The organism is Burkholderia sp. FW306-1C-G01B (genome assembly GCF_058781685.1).
Genome location: NZ_JBYSWZ010000003.1, coordinates 95123 through 111282, shown reverse-complemented (window position 1 = coordinate 111282; position 16160 = coordinate 95123). Strand labels below are relative to the sequence as shown.

The following is a 16160-nucleotide window of genomic DNA, read 5'->3' as shown; positions in this document are numbered from 1 at the left end:
CGGCTGAAACGGCACCTCACGGTTCATGTCAGGCAACTCCCGGGTTCGTCGTTCCGCCGGGACGGACGCATGCTGCGCCCGCTGTTCCCGATGCGGCCGGTCCGCGACCGAATAGTCGACTCTACCGCTCGTCATCGCGCGGCCCTACCAATGTTTTGGGGAATCGATATTCGTCCGACCGTCAGCGCCCGGCCGCCGCGGACTGCCGGAACGACGCGCCATACGCGCTGTCCGGCAGGCGATCGCCGCCGCCCAGGCGCGAGCGGAACGTGCCGCCCGGCGACTGCGTCCGGTACAGGCCGCGCTTCTTCAACTCCGGCACGATCAGGTCGGCGAAATCGTCGAGCGTGCCGGGGCTGATCAGCGGATTGAGCATGTAGCCGCTCGTCGTCGACTGCTGCGCGTGCTCGGCAAGCTGGTCCGCGACTTCGTCCGGCGAACCGACGAGGATCAGGTCGGTGCCGCGCGTGACGTTCGCGAACTTGCGCCGCACGTCGCCGGCCGTCAGCGGCTTGCCGCTGCCGTCCGGTCGCACCACGTAGGACGTCAGCCCTTCCGTCTGCGTCGTCAGCGGCTCGTCGTCCGCATAACGATCGATGTCGATGCCGGTGTCGCCCGCGTAGCTGACGAGCTGCGCCTGCAGGTGATAGTGCTGCTGCAGCGCATGGTATTTCTCCTTCGCGTCGCTCGACGAGCGCGCCGTCACGATCCGCAGCACCGTCAGCGCCTTCACGTCGTCCGCCGCGCGGCCGTTTTCGACTGCGAGCCGGCGAATTTCGTCGAGGCCCGCGCGGATCTCGTGCGGATTCGACTTCGCGACGAACACCACTTCGGCGTGCTTCGCCGCGAATTCCCGTCCGCGCCCGGACCAGCCCGCCTGAATCAACACGGGCGAACGCTGCGGCGACGGCGCGCACACGTGCGGGCCGTGCACGCGATAGTGCGTGCCTTCGTGCGCGATCGGCCGCACGCGGTCGCCGCGCGCATAGCGCGGCGCGTGCTTGTCGGCAATGACCGCGTCGTCCGCCCAACTGCCTTCCCACAGCTTGTACACGACGTCGAGAAACTCCTCCGCGCGTGCGTAGCGTTCGTCGTGGCCGATCATCCGGTCTAGCCCGAAATTGCGCGCCGCGCTCGTCAGGTAGGACGTCACGATGTTCCAGCCGATCCGGCCGTTGCTCAGGTGATCGAGCGTGCTGAAGCGGCGCGCGAGCGCGAACGGATGTTCGTAGGTCGTGCTCGCGGTCACGCCGAACGCCAGTCGCTCGGTTTGCGCGACGAGCGCCGGGATCAGCATCATCGGATCGTTCGCGGGCGCTTCGACCGCCCACTGCAGTGCGGCGTCGGCCGACCCGCCGTACACGTCGTACAGGCCGAGCACGTCCGCGAAGAACAGCATGTCGAGATCGGCCTGCTCGGCCTTGCGCGCCAGGTCCGACCAGTACGCGAGCGTATTGGCGCGCAGCCGTTCGTCGGCGGGATGGGTCCAGAGGCTCGGCGCGCCGCCGCAGCCGACGCTGGCTTGTTCATAGAGGGAAAACAGCAGGGGTCGAGGATCGGACATCGTCATGCTCAATGCGAAACAGGGGAATCAGTTGGGTGCCGCCCACACGCCCGACGACGCGTTACGTGCGCGCGCGGGTGCGCGGTCGTCCGACTCGCGCGTCAGGTAGCGGTTGAGGCGTCTCTCGATACAGGCGGCAGGAATCGTCAGCAGCGCGACCAGCACGACATAGACGAGCGCCGCGCCGGCCAGCGGTTCGTATACGCGCAACGTTTCGAAGCGCAGCGTGTTGGCCGTGCCCATCACGTCGAACACCGTGACGGTCGACGCGAGGACGGTCGATTTCAGCAGCAGGATCGCTTCGCCGGTGAGCGCGGGCAGCGCGAGCCGCCACGCGCGCGGGCCGACGATACGGCGCAGTACACCGGCGCGCGTCATTCCGTACGCGTAGCCGGCCTCGATCTCGCCGGCCGGCACGCCGGCGATCGCGCCGCGCAGGATCGTCGCGACATACGCGCTCTCGTTCACGCTCAAGGCAACGACGGCATACCAGAACGCGTCGCGCAACAGAGGCGACGCCCAGCTGTCGCGCATCCATTCGCGCGGCACGATCTGGCCGAATCCGTAGTACAGCAGATAAAGCTGCACCAGCAGCGGTGTGCCGCGAATCAGCATGATCCAGCCGCGTGCGGACCAGCGAAGCGGCGCCCGGCGTGCGCCGGCGGCCAGCGCGAGCGGCATGCCGAGCAGCACGCTGGCCACGCCGGACAACAGCATCAGCGCGAGCGTCGTAGGCACCGCGGCGAGCAGCTTCGGCATCACCGTATCGAGCAGGAACGGCAGCGAGAAGCTCATGCGGTTGCGCTCGTTGCGCCACGGTTCGCGTACCGTTCGAGCGCGGCGAACAGCCCCGTCGACGTGACGCTCAGCAGCAGGAACAGCGCCGCCGTGACCAGATAGAAGAACACGTAGTGCCGGGTCGCGCCGGCGGCGAGCTGGCTCGCCTTCAGCAGATCCGTAAACGATCCGAGCACGCTGATGAACGACGCATCCTTGGTCGCGTTCAGCCACACGTTGCCGACACCGGGCAGCGCGAGCCGCGCCGCGGCCGGCAGCCGGATGCGTCGCAGCGTCTGCCACGGCGTCATTCCGTACGCATGCGCGGCTTCGATCTGGCCGACCGGCACGTTGACGAGCGCCGCGCGGAAGATGTCGGTCAGATAGGCGCCCTGGATGAAGCCGAGCGACAGTGCGGCGACCAGGAACGGCGGAAACGCGAAGCCGTCAGGCACCAGGCCGCCGCGGCGCAGCGCGGCCTCGACGGCGGGCGCGAGCGCATAGAACGCGAGCAGCAGGCACAACAGCTCGGGCAGCGCACGCACCAGCGTCGTGTAGAGCCGGATGAGCCAGGCGAGCGGCGCGTGCCGCGACAGCTTGCCGAGCGCGCCGGCGATGCCGAGCAGCGTGCCGGCGCCGAACGACGCGGCCGCGACGCCGAGCGTCAGCGCGAACGCGCTCGCGAAGATGCGGCCGTAACCGCCGTCGCCGAATGCGAGCAGCGCCAGCAGCGAATCGTCTGCGGCCATCGGTTCAACGGCCCTTCTCGATCGTGCCTTTCAGGTTCGGATAGCGCGCGGTGATCGCATCCCACGTGCCGTCCTGCTGCAATTGCGCGATCGCGCCCGACAGCCGGTCGCGCAGCGCATCGCCGCGCCGCATGCCCGCACCGATGCCGAGACCCAGCACCGGGTTGTCCGCACAGGTGGCCTTGACCTCGAAATCCTTGCCGTCGCGAGACGACAGGAACGCCGTGAACAGGCCCTTCGCTTCCTGCACGTAATCGACCCGGCCGGAGACCAGATCGGCGAGCGCATTGTCGAACTTGTCGAAGGCCTTGATCTGCACGTCCTGCTTGAAGCGCGCATCGAGGAAGGCCGAGAAATTGGTGCCGGCCTCGACGCCGATCACGCGGCCCTTGAAGCTCGCGGGCACCGCGCAATCGACGCGGCGTCGATCGCTTTTTGCGCCGACGAATACCGTCGGCGATTCGTAGTAGGCACGACTGAAGTCGATGGCCTTCTGCCGTTCGCCGGTAATCGTCATCGACGACCAGATCACGTCGATCTTGCGGTTCTGCAGCGCCGGAATCAGGCCGTCCCACGCGATGTCGGCGAGTTCGCAGCGCACGTTCAGCTTGCCGCACGCGGCCTCGAGCACGTCGATTTCCCACCCTTTCCATTTGCCGGTCGCGTCCTTCGAGAAGAACGGCGGATACGACTCGGCATCGATACCGACGCGCAGCGTCGGTTGAGCCGCGTGGGCGGCGCACGCCGCGCCGAGCACGAACAGCGCGGCCGCGGCGCCGCGGACCCTGGAACGCATCAAACGATTCATTTGGCTGGCTTCTGAAATAACGTCGGAATCACCGGCGTCGCGGCCGGCAGCAGGAGGCGAGACTGTAATGCGTGCCGACGCGTGTACCAAATGGTTATTTTTGCGATCGATATCTGATCGGGCGATATGTGAATCGGGGGGCGAGAACAGCCGCGCGATGCGTGGATCAGTACAACCCGGCGAACTTGCGCGCCGGCAGATCGCGATCGCAGGACTCTCCATCGAACATGCCGCCGCTCGGCCGCCGGTGCATCGCGCCGACGCTCGGCATCGTCGGAGAATCAGGCTCCGGTAAATCGGCGATCGCACCGCTAGCGCCAATTGCGAACGCCGACAGCAGCTTGTCGTGGCTATTCCGGACTCGGCAAGCCCAGCCGCCAGCTCAAATTTCTGCGTGCTCGCGTCTCGCAGCGCGTGTAGAAGAAATCCGTGAGATAGATGCGCGGGCGTGCGAGTAACCCGCGAAGAATCGTCCGTTCATGAAGGTCGTAAGCCCGATCGTCAAGATCGGGCCGCTCTGCCCGCAGGCGCCGGCCGTCTTCGCGAAATCGGCTGCGAGAAGCGCCAAGCACGGCCAGGTCGATGTCGCACACGAAACGGGTATCCAGTTCCGCGGCAATGCCCGAGTGGGTCGTCGCGAGAATCATCTCGCAGATACGGTCGCACGCGCGGATTCGCTCCCCTGCCTGGCGTCTGAACCAGTCCGCGCTACGCTGCTCGTTATCGTGCGCGCCAGGAACGAAAATCACGTCATGGAACCAGAGCGCGAGCTCGACGGCGTCCGGTTCGGGAATCGAGTCGCGCGCCAGGTCGAGATGACGCAAACATCGCCGTACATGCGTGAGCGTATGGTAATGGCGCGCCGGCTCCATATAGCATCGCGCCAGCATGCGATAGACATCCTCGGCATGTGTCCCGCCGCTGCACGACCACAGCGCGACGAACCGCGCCCGCGTCCGGTTCACGTTCGCTCCTTGGCCCGGGACGGCTGCGCATGATCGCCCGGTGCCGACATTACCGCGATGCGCTCAGAGAAATTCACTGCGGATGTCGATACTCGACCGCTGTCCGATGTTTCCGTAGTGATGCGCGAGCCACGTATCCGCTTCGCGTCGCCCGTAGTCATGCAGTTCGCTGAGAAATCCCCAATCCGCGTTGTACTTGCTCGATACGCTCAACGCGCACAGAGCGTCGTCGGCACGAATGGAATGGATCAGCATTTCCTTCATCTCGCCACGTTGTATCGTGCCTTGCCGGATCAGGTCGGTGACAAACGAGATTGCCCGCATCTCGCGCATCAGCGACGAATTGAAACTGATCTCGCTGATACGGTTGAGAATTTCCGCAGCCGTGATCGGCACACCGCGGCGCACGAGCGGATTGATGTGCACGATCACGACGTCGCGCGTCGCGCAATTGTAGATGAGAGGATAGATGGCCGGATTACCCATGTAACCGCCATCCCAGTAGTACTCGCCATCGATCGTGACCGCCTGGAACAGTGTCGGCACGCATGCCGACGCAAGTACCGCGTCTGCACTGACATCCTCTCCCGTGAAGATGCGTATTTTCCCCGTCTCGACATTGGTTGCGCACAGGTACAACCGGATCGGACAGTGCTTGCGCAGCGCGTCGAAATCGACCTGGCTTTCGAGCACTTCGCGCAGCGGGTTCAGGTTGTTCGGATTGAACTGATAGGGCGAAAAAACGCGCAGCATCATGTCGGCGAATGCATACAGCGGCGAATGATCGAGCCCGAAGCTGTGCGTGCCCTTCAGCCAGGGCACCCAACGCAGCGGGTTGTAGCGCTCGGCCGATTGCGCGACTGCCCGCCAGAAGTCGTGCAGTGCCTGACGCGCACCGTCTTCGCCCCCTTTTTGCAGCCCGTATGCGAGTACAGCGGCGTTCATCGCGCCGGCGCTGGTTGCACTGACACCCTCTATTTCGAGCCGGCTGTCTTCGAGCAGACTGTCAAGCACACCCCAGGTAAAGGCGCCATGCATCCCGCCACCCTGCAAAGCCAGCGCGATCTGTTTGCGCGGTCCATCATTGCGGCGTCTTGCGTGCGTGATTGTCATGCCCGTCTCCCCAGCTCTCCGTTATGCGGAGCAGCGGCAGGTAATGGACGGTACGGCGTCACGCGATACGTCGTCGTGCGCCTCAGGTCCATTCATCCGGCGCGCGCGTCCAGAGCATCCAGCAGCGCTTTCGCCGCTCGCAGGTCGCTCGTGCCGAATCCTTCCGTGAAGCAGCTGTACACCCCGGACAGCGCCCGCTTTGCCTCCACGGTCTTCCCCTGCCGTTGCAACAGCCTCGCAAGGTCCGACGCTGCTCGCAATTCCAGCGCCCTGGCACCCTGCCGGTGCGCTCGCGCGATCGCTCTGTGAAAACAGTCTACGGCTTCGTTATCGCGTGCAGGTGCCGTGCCGTCCTTGATCGCCTCTCCGGCCAAATAGATTCCCGCGAGCCGGCAGAGCTCGGCTTCGTAGCAATGCTCACCGGATTTCTCGACGATCGCCATCGCCTCTTCCAGCGTGTCTCGTGCTGCCCTCTTGTCACCCGCACGCCAGTAACTGTCGGCGAGCAACGCGAGAGAATATGGCCGCAGGTCTTCGCCGCCGGCTGCCCGCTGCGCGTCGAGGCCCAGCCGCATCTGCGCGATTCCGTCCTGGATGTTTCCTTGCTCGCTCGTCACCCAGCCTCGCAGAAGCGTCCCCCACGCGAGCCAGTAAGGCAATCCGTGCTCGGTCGATACGGCAATGACCGCATCTGCACGCTCACCGGCAAGCGCCGGCTCCCTCCGCAGTTGATGCAAGTGGGCTGCGTAGGTAAGACTGAACGCCAGAGATGGCCCATAAGCAAGGCCCTGCGCGAGCGTGAGTGCTTCGGCGCTGCGTTTGAGCGCTTGTTCCGGATAGCCCTGAAACCACAAAGTCAATACGAGGTAATTGAGCGCCCGAATACCAGGATCCACCCCGTGTGCGAAGACGTGCGCCTGATGCTGCTTCGGATCGTAGATCGCACAGGCCTGTTCCAGGTTTGCGCGAGCAGCGCCGAAATCGCCCTGCAGAAAAAAGCACACGCCCAGCGCACCATGTGCCTCCACGAGCATGCCTGGATCGTTCGCATCCCTGGCAATACCGAGCATCTGGTTGCTCAGATCGGTCGCGATTGCATACTCGCCGCGCACCACATGGTGTATCCGCAAGCCCAACTGCGTCGCAAAGCGTTGCGATGCCTCACCGGTCCGCTCGCATAACTCGAGCGCGCGCCTGTATGTCACGCCCACCTCTGTCGCGCCATACCCACGGACATCCATCAAGACTGGCCCAAGGGAAAGCAGCAGCGTCAGTTCCCAATGCGCATGCATCGGTGTATCCGGCAAACGCTCGAGCAGCGCAAGCGCCGCTCCGAGGTGATTCATTGCATCGGGGTGGGCGGCATGACGTAGCGCCTGCTGCGCCGCACGATGCAGATATTCGACAGCCTTGGGAATGTTTCCGCTCTGACTGTAGTGGTGCGCAAGTTCGCTGCAGTAATCGGCGATGCGCGTCGGGAACAGCACCTCGATCGCCTGCGCAGTGCGCTCGTGCAGGGTGGTACGCCGCTCCGTGAGCAACGAGCGCCCGGCCACTTCCTGAGTCAACGCGTGTTTGAATGAATAATTGACCTCGGGAAAGGCGGGTCGCTCGTAGATGAACTCCGCGGCTTCCAGATGCGCGAGCAGCCGACGCAGTTCATCGTCCCGCGCCGGCGCTTCACTGCAAATTCGCCGGATCAGGCTGAACGGAAACTCGTGGCCTATCACTGCGAGCGCCTGCAGCAGTTCCTTTTCCTCGATGGGAAGCCGATCGATCCGGGCAGCCAGCACACCCTGCACGGTGGTGGGAATGTGCAGCGTCGCCGGGGTCTCCACGATGCGGTAATGCCCGGCATCGCCGAGCAGCGATTTCTCTTCGACAAGCGTCTGGACCACTTCCTCCATGAAAAACGGGTTGCCCTCCGTCTTCTCCAGAATGAGCTGCTTTAGAGGCACGAGTGTGCGATCTTCGCCGAGCAGCGCCGTAAGCAGTCCTTGAGCATCGGATGGCCCCAGCGGTTCGAGACGGATTTTGCTGCAATGAACCGCGCGGTCCCACGCGGGCCGATACTCGGGCCTGTAGTTCACCAACAGGAGTATCCGCTCGTCCGGCACGTGGTCGACCAGGTATGCGAGGAAGGCTTCTGTCTCACGGTCCAGCCATTGCAGATCCTCGAACAGCAAATGGACCGGCTGATTCCGGCTCTCTCGCGCGAGAAGCTTCCTGATCGCGTCGAAGGTACGGTCGCGCCGGATCTGCGGATCCATCTCGACCAGTATCGCCCCGCACTCACCTATTCCAAGCAGATAGAGGACGTATGGCACGAGGTCCTCGAAACTGCGCTCGAGCGTGAGCGCCTTGCCGATGACCTTTTCCCGGCAGCGCCGCTCGTCGTCCTGCGTCGTGATCTGGAAATAGTTCTTCAGGAGTTCGATGAGCGGCAAATTGGGAAACGCCTTGCCGTGCGAGACCGAAAACGTTTCCAGCACCAGCGCGCCACGCCGTGAACGCTCCTTGAACTCGTGAAAAAGGCGAGACTTTCCGACGCCCGCTTCCCCCACCACGCCGACCACGCGCCCATGCCCGCTCCTCATTGCCTCCAGCGCCCGGTTCAGATGGTCCATTTCCGTTTCACGGCCGACGAACCGCGCGAGACCGCGATGCGCCGCCAGCTGCAGGCGCGTGCGCAACGCCCCCAGGCCAAGCACCTCGTATACGCACAGCGGCGCCGGAATTCCCTTGAGTTGCGTTGCCCCGAGCGCCTTGAACTCGAAATAGCCTTCGGCCAGCTTATGGGTGGACTCGCTGACGAGAATCGACGTGGGCGTGGCGATTCCCTCGATCCGCGACGCGATGTGGATCGTATGCCCGAGCGGATCGTATTCGGTGTGCAAGTCGTCGGTGCGGATGGAGCGGACGACGACCTCGCCCGTATGAACGCCGACGCGAATTTGCAGAGGAATGCCTTCCCGCAGACGAATGCGGTCGCCATGCTGCCGCATCGCCTGCTGCATGCGCAATGCAGCGAAAAGCGCTCGCTGCGCATGGTCTTCGTGGGCGATCGGTGCGCCGAACAGCGCGAGGATGCCATCGCCGAGCGATTTCGCTACGTACCCTTCGTAGTAGTGGACAGCTTCCATCATCAGCTCGACCACGGGGACGATCAAGCGATGCGCCACTTCGGGATCGAGATCGTGGATCAACGCGGTCGACCCGGCCATGTCGGCAAACAGCGCGGTAACGGTCTTGCGCTCGCCGGCGGGCTCGCCGCGCGCTTCCATGGCCGCGTGTTCGGCACGGATCCGCTCGGCGAGATGATCGGGCGTGTAATGAATGGGGGGTGGCGGCGGCTCCCGACCCGATGGTCGAGAAAATGACGGCGCAGCGGCGGGTGTAGCCAGCGACGCCCCGCAATTGCTGCAGAAGCGGGCTGCCGGCTCGGCCTCATGTCCGCAGTGCGGACAAGTGTGGCACAGCACGGCCTGACACTCCTGGCAGACCCTCGCACCGGGAGGATTCTCGGATCCGCATATTGTGCAGCGCATAAAACCCTCTTTCTGCCAAGGGTCGATATCAGAACATTATGCGCCACTATCTGCGGGTATTCAGGCCTGCGAGCGTGATCATGCATGCCGACAAGAGAAGAAACCAATGGCTCGACGGTAGTAGATCCGGTGGTCGAGCGTACCTTCGCATGGCTTCACAACTTCAGACGCCTGCGCATCCGGTTTGAATGCCTCGCGGCGATCCATGAAGCATTCGTGAAAATCGCCGCCTGCATCATTTGCTGGCAACGGCCTCAAAATTCATTTTGTTAGAGCTTCTTGGCGCGGCGTGCGACGCTCGACGATCGGTGCATGGCCGAACGCCCGCATTCGGCACCGCTGTTGATCACTGATTGAGATAGCGCTCGGACGGTGCGCCGGCCGGCGCACAATGCCAATACCGGCGGGCCTTCGCGACGAGAGCGGTATCGCTGCGCGAGCGCTTTCCGCTCGAGCGAGACACAGCGCGGCATGCGCAGGATCGAGGGAAAATCCTGAAAAGCCGCCCGTTTTTCCGCATCGACTTTCCGAACGCGATACGGCAGCCGTGCCGGACATGACGCGCTTGGCCTATGATTCGGGCCGAGGGCAACGCCCGAGAGCGTGCAATGGCATTCACGGGAAATCGCCACGCACTCAACGCGTCGCAACGCATGCGACACGGCCGTCACCGCATTCATGGAGCACCATGTACACGCGCAACGAAGACCTCGAACATTTCATCGCCATCGCCCGGGCCCTGTTTCAGTCGCCCAGGCTGCCGGATGCGACCCGCCACGCAGCGGCGCAGGTTTTCGCTCGCCTCGAGCATCCGTCTCACGACGGCATGCGTGCCGCGAAACGATATCCGGCCTGCGACCTCCTCGATTCCGCGCTTGCGCCCCTTCTTGACGATTCGTCGGACCTGCGCGCCGCGGCACGCGCGCTCAAGACGCTCGAACCCTCGCTGGGCTGGCAACGACGAACGTCGGGGTTGAACGGGAGCGAAGATTACGTCGAGAAGCACGTGAACGGGATGATTTGCGGGCCGGGCGGGATGGAGAGCCGTTACGACGTTCAGCTCGGGTTTTCGTTGATCGCGCCCTTTACCCGCTACCCCGATCACCAGCATCTGCCGGAAGAGGCGTACGTGCTGCTGTCCGCGGGTGAATTTCGCCAGCGGGACGGCGCGTGGTTCGATCCGGGCATCGGCGGCGGGCTGCACAACACGCCCAATATCGTGCATGCGATGCGCTCGGGCAGCGCGCCGTTTCTCGCGATGTGGTGCCTCTTGCCTTGAGCCGGGCGTCGGGCGTCGGGTTCGCAGCCGATCGCGGATTGCCCCCGCGATCGGCATACCAAGGTCCGCTCCCGATAAATGCGGGCTTTTATCGGTTGCCGACGCCATGCGCCGATATTGCGCAACAATTCGCGCCAGTCATTACAAATTCGATTTATTTATAATAGAAACCAGAATAAATTATTTACCGCCGATCCTGACTTTAAAAATCCATCGCATACAATATAGTTGTCGATCCGGGGAATCCCGACTGCACACGATCGACATTCCGTTTCAATTCCCGATATTGTTTTAGAAAAATAGCGAAGGAGAAACGATCATGGCTCAAGTTACACTGTGGGGCAGCGTGCAGGGCAACGGCACGGTCGTGGATGGCTCGGGCGGATTCACCGTGAAACGCGAAAGCACCGGCACGTACCAGCTCTCGTTCAATACCGCATTCATCAAAACGCCCGCGATCGTCGGCTCGCAATGGGGATACGGCGGCGGGCAAAACACGCTGGACAACGTGATCTTTCCGGCACTTTCCGGCAGCGGAGCCACGATTCAAACCGGCGACGCAAACGGAAAATATTCCGACCGGAATTTCAGCTTCGTCGTTATCGGCTCGATCAGCTAAAAATCGACCGATCTGCATTCCTTCCGGCAACCGGGGGTCTTATTACAATTAATTTCCGGAAAGCCCGAAATAAATGCAGCTTCCATGGCACTTGTCACATTGGCGAGTCCAGGACGCCGGGATGAAGAAAACGAAATCGCTGTATCGCGGACCCCGATTCCCGGCGTCCTTCATCGGCCATGCAGGCCGCCGGTGTTTTCGTCTCCGGCACGGCTTGCGCGACATCAGGGAGCGACCGTTCGAACCACAATCGCGCGTTCCGGCGCGAGACGAGGCTCGGCTTCCGCCGCCGGCGCGAGCAGGCGCTGCGGCAGCTCGCGCTCAAGCGCCTCGCACATGGCGAGCGGGTGCCGACCGTCGCGATGGATCACGGCTATAGAAGCCAAAACACGTTTCCGCCATGTTCAAGCGGCATTTCGACGTGTCGCCGTCGGCGTTTCATGCGTAGTGCGTGTTCGGCTCGACGGCAGCACTACCGCGCCGCAATCCCCGCGATAAAAAACACGCACGCAGCCGCCGACGCCACCGTGCGCACGTGATTCCACATCGTCCAGTCGTGCACGTAGCGCGTCCACAGCGCCGCGCCTTGCGCGGTCGCCGGATCGGCCGCGGCGAGCGCATCGTTGAGCGGCACGTTGACGGCCATCGTCACCGCGAACATGCCGGCCACGTAGAGCACGCCGCCCGCGAGCGCCGCCATCGCGCCCGGCCGATCGCGATCGAACAGCGCGAGCACGGCCAGCGCGAGCGCCATCAGCGTCGTGCCGAGGAACAGCGGCATGAACGGCGAACGCACGATGTCGACGTTGATCGCATTCATCGCGGCCGCGCCGGCCTGCGGCGCGATCCGTCCGAGCGACGTCATCACGAACGTCGAGAACGCGAAGTACACGCCAGCCATCAGCCCGCAGCCGATGGCCGCCCCCCACAGCAATGCGGAAGTCACGAACGCGATCATGGTCACGCGCTCCACACGCCGGTCGCGGCCATCGCACGCGCATAATCGGCGAAATCGCGCGCCGGCCGCCCGAGCGTGTCGTCGATGCCGTGCGCCACCGCGCTGTTGCGCCCGTCGAGCACCGTGCCGAACAATTCGTCGAGCAACTCGACGACCGGCTCCGGCACGCCGACCTCACGCAGCCCCGCGACGAACGCATCGGGCGGAATCTCGCGATACACGATCGGCCGGCCGGCGGCCCGCGCGATTTCGCCGACGGCTTCGGCGAACGTCAGCGCGCGCGGGCCCGTGACCTCGATCACGCGATCCGCGAACCGGGCATCGGTGAGCGCGGCCACGGCCACGTCCGCGATGTCGTCCGCATCGACGAACGGCTCGCGCACCGCACCGGCCGGCAGCGCGACCTCGCCGGCCAGCACGCCGTCGAGCAGGTAGCCCTCGGAGAAGTTCTGGTTGAACCAGCTCGCACGCACCACGCCCCAGCCCACGCCCGACGCCTGCAGCGCGGCCTCGGCGGCCTGCGCGCGGGGCTCGCCGCGCCCGGACAGCAACACCACGCGCTCGACGCCGCTTTCACGCGCGAGCCGTGCGAATGCGGCAATCGCTTCCACCGCGCCTTCGACGGCCAGGTCCGGCTGGTAGGTCACGTACGCGGCCGACACGCCGTCGAGCGCGGCGGGCCACGTCGCGGGCTCGGTCCAGTCGAAGCGGGCAGCCGACGTGCGCGACACGGGCCGGGTAGCGATGCCGCGTGTGCGCAGCCGTGCATCGACGCGGGCGCCCGTCTTGCCCGAGCCGCCGACGATGAGGATGGGAAGTGCCGACATGTGCGTCTCCTTTTCTCTCTCAAATGCGAGAATTTCTCGCGTTTTAAAAACACGATAGACTCTCGCATTTGCAACGTCAAGTTTTTCCGGAGGCGGCATGGGCCGACAAAAATCGGGGCAGAACGACGCGCCCGAAGCGGCGGCAGCGGACGCGCCGGCGCGCGCGCGGCTCGTGCCGACGCAGCAGCGCAGCCGCGAGCGGTTCGAGCGCATCCTCGCGTGTGCGTCGGACGTGATGATCGAGAAAGGCTGCGACGCGTTCCGGATGAGCGACATCGTCGAACGCACCGGCATCTCGTTCGGTTCGCTGTATCAGTACTTTCCGGACAAGGCGGCCGTGATCGGCACGCTCGCGGAACGCTACAACGCCGTCGGGCACGACTGCGTGCGGCGCGATCTCGCCGCGATGAAGACGCTCGACGACCTGCACGGCACGCTTGCCCGCATCACGGACAGCTACTACCGGATGTTCGTCGACGAGCCGCTGATGCGCGACATCTGGCGCGCGACGCAGGCCGACCGCGCGCTGCAGGAACTCGACCGGGCGGACGGCGAGTTTCTGGCCGCGCTGTTAGCGGATGCATTGGGAGACGTGGCGCCCGACACGACACGCGCGCAGCGGCGCGCGTTCGCCGAGCTGATGATGATCCAGATCGCGGCGGCCGTGCGCCACGCGATCACGCTGCCGCCGAAGACGGCGCGGCAGATCCTCGCGATGTTCAAGCGGATGTTGCCGCGGGATCTGGCGGTGCTGGACGCGTAGTCGCACCGCTTAATGCACGCGGCCGCGCTGAGGCGGCCGCGCGACGAAGTGGCATGGTGTGCCGCTTACTTGCTGTAGTCGTACACCCCGCGCCCCGTCTTCCGCCCGAGCCGCCCTGCCGACACCATCTCGCGCAGCAGCGGGCACGCACGATACTTGGGATCGCCGAAGTCCTTCACGAACACGTCCATCACCGCGAGACACACGTCGAGGCCGACGAGGTCGGCCAGTGCGAGCGGCCCGATCGGGTGGTTCGCGCCGAGCTTCATCCCCGCGTCGATCTCCTCGGCCGACGCGATGCCTTCGGCCAGCACGAAGAACGCCTCGTTGATCATCGGCACGAGGATTCGGTTCACGACGAAGCCCGGCGAATTGCGCACGCCGATCGGCGACTTGTCGAAACGCTCGGTCAGTTCGCGCACGGCCGACGCGGTCGCGTCGCTCGTCTGCAGCCCGCGGATGATCTCGACGAGCGGCATCAGCGGCACCGGATTGAAGAAGTGCATGCCGACGAAGCGCGCCGGATCGGCGAGCGGCGCCGCGAGCGCGGTGATCGAGATCGACGACGTGTTGGTCGCGACGATCGCGTCGGGCCGCGCGACGGCCTCGATCTGCTTCAGGATGCGGCCCTTCAGTTCGACATTCTCGGTCGCGGCTTCGATCACGATGTCGGCCGATGCGAGCTTCGCGTAGTCGGTCGACGTCGTGATGCGCGCCAGCGCCGCATCGCGTGCGGCCGCGTCGAGCTTGTCCTTCGACACGAGCCGCTCGAGGCTGCCCTTCAGCGTCGCGATGCCCTTGTCGAGCGCAGCGTCGCTGACGTCGATCATCACGACGTTGAATCCCGCAACGGCGGCGGTCTGCGCAATGCCGTTGCCCATGGTTCCGGCGCCCACGACGCCGACGATTTCGATGGCCATGAAGTTTCCTGTGTGTTCGGGTGCTGAGTGTCCGATTATCAGATGTTCTCGAAGATCGCAGCAATCCCCTGGCCGCCGCCGATACACATCGTCACGAGCGCGTAACGCCCGCCGGTGCGCTTCAGCTCGTACAGCGCCTTGACCGTGATCAACGCACCGGTCGCGCCGATCGGGTGACCGAGCGAGATGCCCGACCCGTTCGGATTGACCTTCGCGGGATCGAGGCCGAGTTCCTGCGTGACCGCGCAGGCCTGCGCGGCGAACGCCTCGTTCGCCTCGATCACGTCGAGATCGGTGATCTTCAAGCCCGCGCGTTCGAGCGCCTTCTGCGTGGCCGGCACCGGGCCGATGCCCATATACGCCGGATCGACGCCCGCGTGCGCATACGCGACGAGGCGTGCGAGCGGCTTCACGCCCTGCGCGCGTGCGGCGTCCGCGCTCATCATCAGCACGGCCGCGGCCGCGTCGTTGATGCCCGATGCGTTGCCGGCCGTCACGGTGCCATTCTCCTTCGCGAACACCGGGCGCAGCTTCGTGAAATCGTCCGCGCTCGCGTCGTGACGCACGTGCTCGTCGGTGTCGAACGCGACCTCGCCCTTCTTCGTGCGGATCGCGATCGGCAGGATCTGATCCTTGAAGCGCCCTTCCGCGATCGCGCGCGCCGCGCGACGATGCGATTCGAGCGCGAGCGCATCCTGCGCGTCGCGCGAGATGCCGTACTTGCGTGCGACATTCTCGGCCGTCACGCCCATGTGGATCGTCTGGAACGGGTCGTGCAGCGCGCCGAGCATCATGTCGACGAGCTTGCCGTCGCCCATGCGCTGGCCGAAGCGCGCGGCCGGCACGGTGTACGGCGCGCGGCTCATGCTCTCCGCCCCGCCGCCGATCGCGACGTCGGCATCGCCGAGCATGATCGTTTGCGCGGCCGATACGATCGCCTGCAGGCCCGAGCCGCACAGCCGGTTCACGTTCATCGCGGGCGTGTGCTGTGCGACGCCGCCGTCGATCGCCGCGACGCGCGACAGATACATGTCCTTCGGCTCCGTGTTCACGACGTGGCCGAACACGACATGCCCGACCGCATCGCCCGGCACGTTCGCGCGCGACAGCACTTCGCGCACGACCTTCGCACCGAGCTCGGTCGGCGAGAAATCCTTCAGGCTGCCGCCGAAATCACCGATCGCGGTACGGACACCGCTCACCACCACGACTTCTTTCGCTGCATTGCTCATCGTCTGCTCCGGTTCGTTCGCGCACGCATGCGCGCTGA

Annotated in this window: 15 protein-coding genes and 1 pseudogene; 4 read left to right on the top strand and 12 right to left on the bottom strand. The window is 64.8% G+C overall.

What is annotated here, in order from left to right; genetic code table 11:
• Nucleotides 1-181: 181 nt before the first annotated feature.
• From AC3WLY_RS07830 to AC3WLY_RS07800, 7 genes are all read right to left on the bottom strand, one after another.
• Nucleotides 182-1564 carry an LLM class flavin-dependent oxidoreductase gene (locus AC3WLY_RS07830; protein WP_492309727.1) on the bottom strand — a complete coding sequence of 461 codons (1383 nt, stop codon included), beginning with the start codon at nucleotides 1562-1564 and terminating at the stop codon, nucleotides 182-184.
• Between the two features lie 27 nt (nucleotides 1565-1591).
• Nucleotides 1592-2359 carry an ABC transporter permease subunit gene (locus AC3WLY_RS07825; protein ID WP_492309726.1) on the bottom strand — a complete coding sequence of 256 codons (768 nt, stop codon included), beginning with the start codon at nucleotides 2357-2359 and terminating at the stop codon, nucleotides 1592-1594.
• Nucleotides 2356-3090 carry an ABC transporter permease gene (locus AC3WLY_RS07820; RefSeq protein ID WP_425132450.1) on the bottom strand — a complete coding sequence of 245 codons (735 nt, stop codon included), beginning with the start codon at nucleotides 3088-3090 and terminating at the stop codon, nucleotides 2356-2358. The genes AC3WLY_RS07825 and AC3WLY_RS07820 overlap by 4 nt, the downstream gene beginning before the upstream one ends.
• Nucleotides 3091-3094: 4 nt before the next feature.
• Entirely contained in the window at nucleotides 3095-3898 is an 804-nt protein-coding gene (locus tag AC3WLY_RS07815; RefSeq protein ID WP_492309725.1) for a transporter substrate-binding domain-containing protein, read from the bottom strand.
• A 350-nt stretch (nucleotides 3899-4248) separates the two neighbouring features.
• On the bottom strand, nucleotides 4249-4788 hold the full coding sequence (locus tag AC3WLY_RS07810) for an HD domain-containing protein (protein WP_175964104.1): 540 nt from the start codon (nucleotides 4786-4788) through the stop codon (nucleotides 4249-4251).
• A 138-nt stretch (nucleotides 4789-4926) separates the two neighbouring features.
• Nucleotides 4927-5976, bottom strand: coding sequence for a patatin-like phospholipase family protein (locus AC3WLY_RS07805; RefSeq protein WP_175964052.1), 1050 nt, complete (start codon nucleotides 5974-5976; stop codon nucleotides 4927-4929).
• Nucleotides 5977-6068: 92 nt separating this feature from the next.
• Nucleotides 6069-9524, bottom strand: coding sequence for an adenylate/guanylate cyclase domain-containing protein (locus tag AC3WLY_RS07800; protein WP_492309724.1), 3456 nt, complete (start codon nucleotides 9522-9524; stop codon nucleotides 6069-6071).
• A gap of 129 nt (nucleotides 9525-9653) precedes the next feature.
• Between AC3WLY_RS07800 and AC3WLY_RS07795 the strand changes: the two are divergent.
• Nucleotides 9654-9797 (top strand): annotated as a pseudogene (locus AC3WLY_RS07795) (transposase); the annotation flags it as partial.
• On the opposite strand, the gene AC3WLY_RS07790 reads toward AC3WLY_RS07795, so the two are convergent.
• Nucleotides 9794-10204, bottom strand: a complete 411-nt coding sequence (locus tag AC3WLY_RS07790) for a hypothetical protein (RefSeq protein WP_492309723.1) — start codon at nucleotides 10202-10204, stop codon at nucleotides 9794-9796. The pseudogene AC3WLY_RS07795 and the gene AC3WLY_RS07790 sit on opposite strands and share 4 nt — an antisense overlap.
• 8 nt (nucleotides 10205-10212) lie before the next feature.
• Between AC3WLY_RS07790 and AC3WLY_RS07785 the strand changes: the two genes are divergently transcribed.
• Nucleotides 10213-10803, top strand: coding sequence for a dimethylsulfoniopropionate lyase (locus AC3WLY_RS07785; protein WP_492309722.1), 591 nt, complete (start codon nucleotides 10213-10215; stop codon nucleotides 10801-10803).
• 346 nt (nucleotides 10804-11149) lie between these two features.
• Entirely contained in the window at nucleotides 11150-11422 is a 273-nt protein-coding gene (locus AC3WLY_RS07780) for a hypothetical protein (RefSeq protein ID WP_492309721.1), read from the top strand.
• Nucleotides 11423-11894: 472 nt separating this feature from the next.
• Here the strand turns inward: AC3WLY_RS07780 and AC3WLY_RS07775 are convergent, their stop codons facing one another.
• The gene (locus AC3WLY_RS07775; protein WP_492309720.1) at nucleotides 11895-12380 is read right to left on the bottom strand and encodes an anthrone oxygenase family protein; all 486 of its coding nucleotides are present in this window, start codon (nucleotides 12378-12380) and stop codon (nucleotides 11895-11897) included.
• A 2-nt stretch (nucleotides 12381-12382) separates the two neighbouring features.
• Nucleotides 12383-13207, bottom strand: a complete 825-nt coding sequence (locus AC3WLY_RS07770) for a Rossmann-fold NAD(P)-binding domain-containing protein (protein ID WP_492309719.1) — start codon at nucleotides 13205-13207, stop codon at nucleotides 12383-12385.
• 97 nt (nucleotides 13208-13304) lie between these two features.
• Here AC3WLY_RS07770 and AC3WLY_RS07765 point away from each other — a divergent pair, with 97 nt between their 5' ends.
• Nucleotides 13305-13970, top strand: coding sequence for a TetR/AcrR family transcriptional regulator (locus AC3WLY_RS07765; protein ID WP_175964046.1), 666 nt, complete (start codon nucleotides 13305-13307; stop codon nucleotides 13968-13970).
• Between the two features lie 65 nt (nucleotides 13971-14035).
• Here AC3WLY_RS07765 and AC3WLY_RS07760 read toward each other — a convergent pair whose 3' ends face one another.
• On the bottom strand, nucleotides 14036-14890 hold the full coding sequence (locus AC3WLY_RS07760; RefSeq protein ID WP_347064971.1) for a 3-hydroxybutyryl-CoA dehydrogenase: 855 nt from the start codon (nucleotides 14888-14890) through the stop codon (nucleotides 14036-14038).
• 38 nt (nucleotides 14891-14928) lie between these two features.
• On the bottom strand, nucleotides 14929-16122 hold the full coding sequence (gene bktB / locus AC3WLY_RS07755; protein WP_492309718.1) for a beta-ketothiolase BktB: 1194 nt from the start codon (nucleotides 16120-16122) through the stop codon (nucleotides 14929-14931).
• Between the last annotated feature and the right edge of the window lie 38 nt (nucleotides 16123-16160).